The sequence below is a fragment of the Sphingomonas sp. genome (assembly GCF_035317925.1).
Lineage (GTDB): Bacteria > Pseudomonadota > Alphaproteobacteria > Sphingomonadales > Sphingomonadaceae > Sphingomonas_I.
Genome location: NZ_DATHFV010000167.1, coordinates 1 through 2,145 on the forward strand (window position 1 = coordinate 1; position 2,145 = coordinate 2,145).

The following is a 2,145-nucleotide window of genomic DNA, read 5'->3' on the forward strand; positions in this document are numbered from 1 at the left end:
TCGTCGGATCCCGCGATTCGGTGCGGCTGGCGTTCATCGCGGCGCTGCAGGTTCTGCCTGCCCGCCAGCGTGCGGTGCTGGTGCTGCGCGACGTGCTTCAGTGGAAGGCCGCCGAAGTGGGCGCGGCGATCGGTACGTCCACGACCGCCGTCAACAGCCTGCTGCAGCGCGCCCGCGCGCAGCTCGAGGCGGTCGGTCCCAAGGAGGACGACGCGATCACCGTGCCGGAGGACCCCGAGGCGCAGGACCTGCTCGGCCAGTACATCGCCGCATTCGAGGCCTACGACATGGACAAGCTCGTCGAGCTGTTCACCGCGGAGGCGATCTTCGAGATGCCACCGTTCGACGGCTGGTATCAGGGCCCGGAGAACATCGTCGCGCTGTCCAAGACGCACTGCCCCGCCGAAGGGCCCGGCGACATGCGCTTCCTCAGGACCATCGCCAACGGCCAGCCCGCTGCCGCCCTCTACATGCTCACCCGGGAGACCGGCGTGCACGAGGAGTTCCAGCTGCACGTGTTGGAGATTTCGGCTGGCGGGGTGTCGCACGTGGTGGCATTCCACGCGGGCGACGGCATGTTCGATAAGTTCGGGTTGCCCGCCTCGCTCTAGCTTTCCCGCGGTTAGTCAAGGTGGTTGATTGTCAGCCGCCATCGCCCGAGGTGTCGGCCTCGGTTCGTTGCGCGATGAAGAGTTGATCGTGAGGTCTGGCTTTGGGCCGTGGTGGTTCGGCAGGCTGATAGTCGCCGTTGAGTCGGCAGGCTTTCATGTGCGCCGTAGGACGGCCCAGCGCGAGCGGGCGGCAAGCTAGGTTGCGCCGTCGTGCGGCATAGCCCTGATGGCCGTCACCGCTCGCGACCGAGCCTTCCTCGACGATAGCGCTGTTCATCGAAAGGTTGTTGAGTTCGCAGTAGTCGGAAGGCCAGCCGGCAGGCATGGCGAGCCAGGGCTACCCGTGCCTGAATGGGTGCCATCCCACGGGCCCGCAGTTCGGCATGTCGTTCAACGAACGATGGTGAGCACTGCGAGAGTCCCCAGGCAATGCCCATCAGAGCGTCGCGGTGCTCGGCCAGGCCCTGACGGGAGATATGGCCGCGCCGATTGAGCGTCGCCGACTGATAGAGCGCCGGGGCCAAACCCGTTGCCGAGTACAGATGTTCGGCATCAGGGAAGCGTTCGACGGGAAGGCTGTGGGCGGCGAATGCCGCCGCGCGGATCGAGGCGACACCGGGCAGCGTCGTCAGGATCTGGCCGTCGGTATCGGCGAGCGATGCCATGACTTCGAGGTCGATGGCCTCGATATCGTCGCGCAGACGGCGATAGCGGTCCAGATCGCGCGCCAGCCACCGAGCGCGTTGGTCGGCGTCTGCCGGCGGCGGCAGACAGGTGCGCCACCGCTGCAGCCAGTACTCGGCGGTAGTAGCCGTCAACCGCCCCGGGGCCCGGCACATCAGCGACCGCAGTTGCGGTACCCGTCCCGAGAAAGCCGCAGCGCACGCCAGCACAGCCAGACCAGTCGGGGTTTCCACCGCCAAGCAGCGCCCATGACCAGCCGGCGCCGACAATCCAGGACACAGCGCATTGAGCTGGTCGTGCAACCGCTGCTGAGCGACCTTGCGGTCAGCGACCAACCCACGACGATGCCGCACTGCGGCACGCAGCGCTTCCACCGACGACTGCTCGCGGTAGCGCCGACCGCCACCTTGACGTGCCAAGTACGTCAAGGCCGCGCAGTCACGATCATCGGTCTTGAACCGGCCCGAACCCAGCTGAATACGAGCCGATTTCGTCTCCGACGGAGCGAACAGCCGTACCGAACCAGGATGACGACGTTCCAGTTCGGTCACCCACGGCCGGTGCAGACTGCCCGTCGCCTCGATCGCGATCACCGGCGCATCTGGACCATGCTTGTTCAGCGCCAGCTCCAGCTGGGAAACGCCTTCTCGCGAGACGGCCAACGACATCGGATCAGCGAGCATCCCGGAGCCGTCACTGATCCACACCCGATTGAATGCCTTGCCTGGATCTACGGCGACGATCACCGTCGACCGATCAAGCGCAATCCCCAACACCGACATAAGCAGCCTCCTCTGAATCGGACCTCCATAGAGAATCCGTCCAGCCACTACTCATGGCCTATCAGCCC

General features: G+C 65.9%; 3 protein-coding genes. 1 reads left to right on the forward strand and 2 read right to left on the reverse strand.

Annotated features, from left to right (window positions below):
* The coding region (locus VK533_RS12280) for an RNA polymerase subunit sigma-70 (protein WP_324378044.1) at positions 1-611 on the forward strand (611 nt) is incomplete at its 5' end.
* Between the two features lie 31 nt (positions 612-642).
* Here the strand turns inward: VK533_RS12280 and VK533_RS12285 are convergent.
* Both VK533_RS12285 and VK533_RS12290 read right to left on the reverse strand, forming a co-directional pair.
* The gene (locus VK533_RS12285; protein ID WP_324378047.1) at positions 643-888 is read right to left on the reverse strand and encodes a hypothetical protein; all 246 of its coding nucleotides are present in this window, start codon (positions 886-888) and stop codon (positions 643-645) included.
* A complete protein-coding gene (locus VK533_RS12290) occupies positions 845-2,077 on the reverse strand; it encodes an IS110 family transposase (RefSeq protein WP_324378049.1) in 1,233 nt (410 codons plus the stop codon). Before VK533_RS12290 ends, VK533_RS12285 begins: the two co-directional genes overlap by 44 nt.
* Between the last annotated feature and the right edge of the window lie 68 nt (positions 2,078-2,145).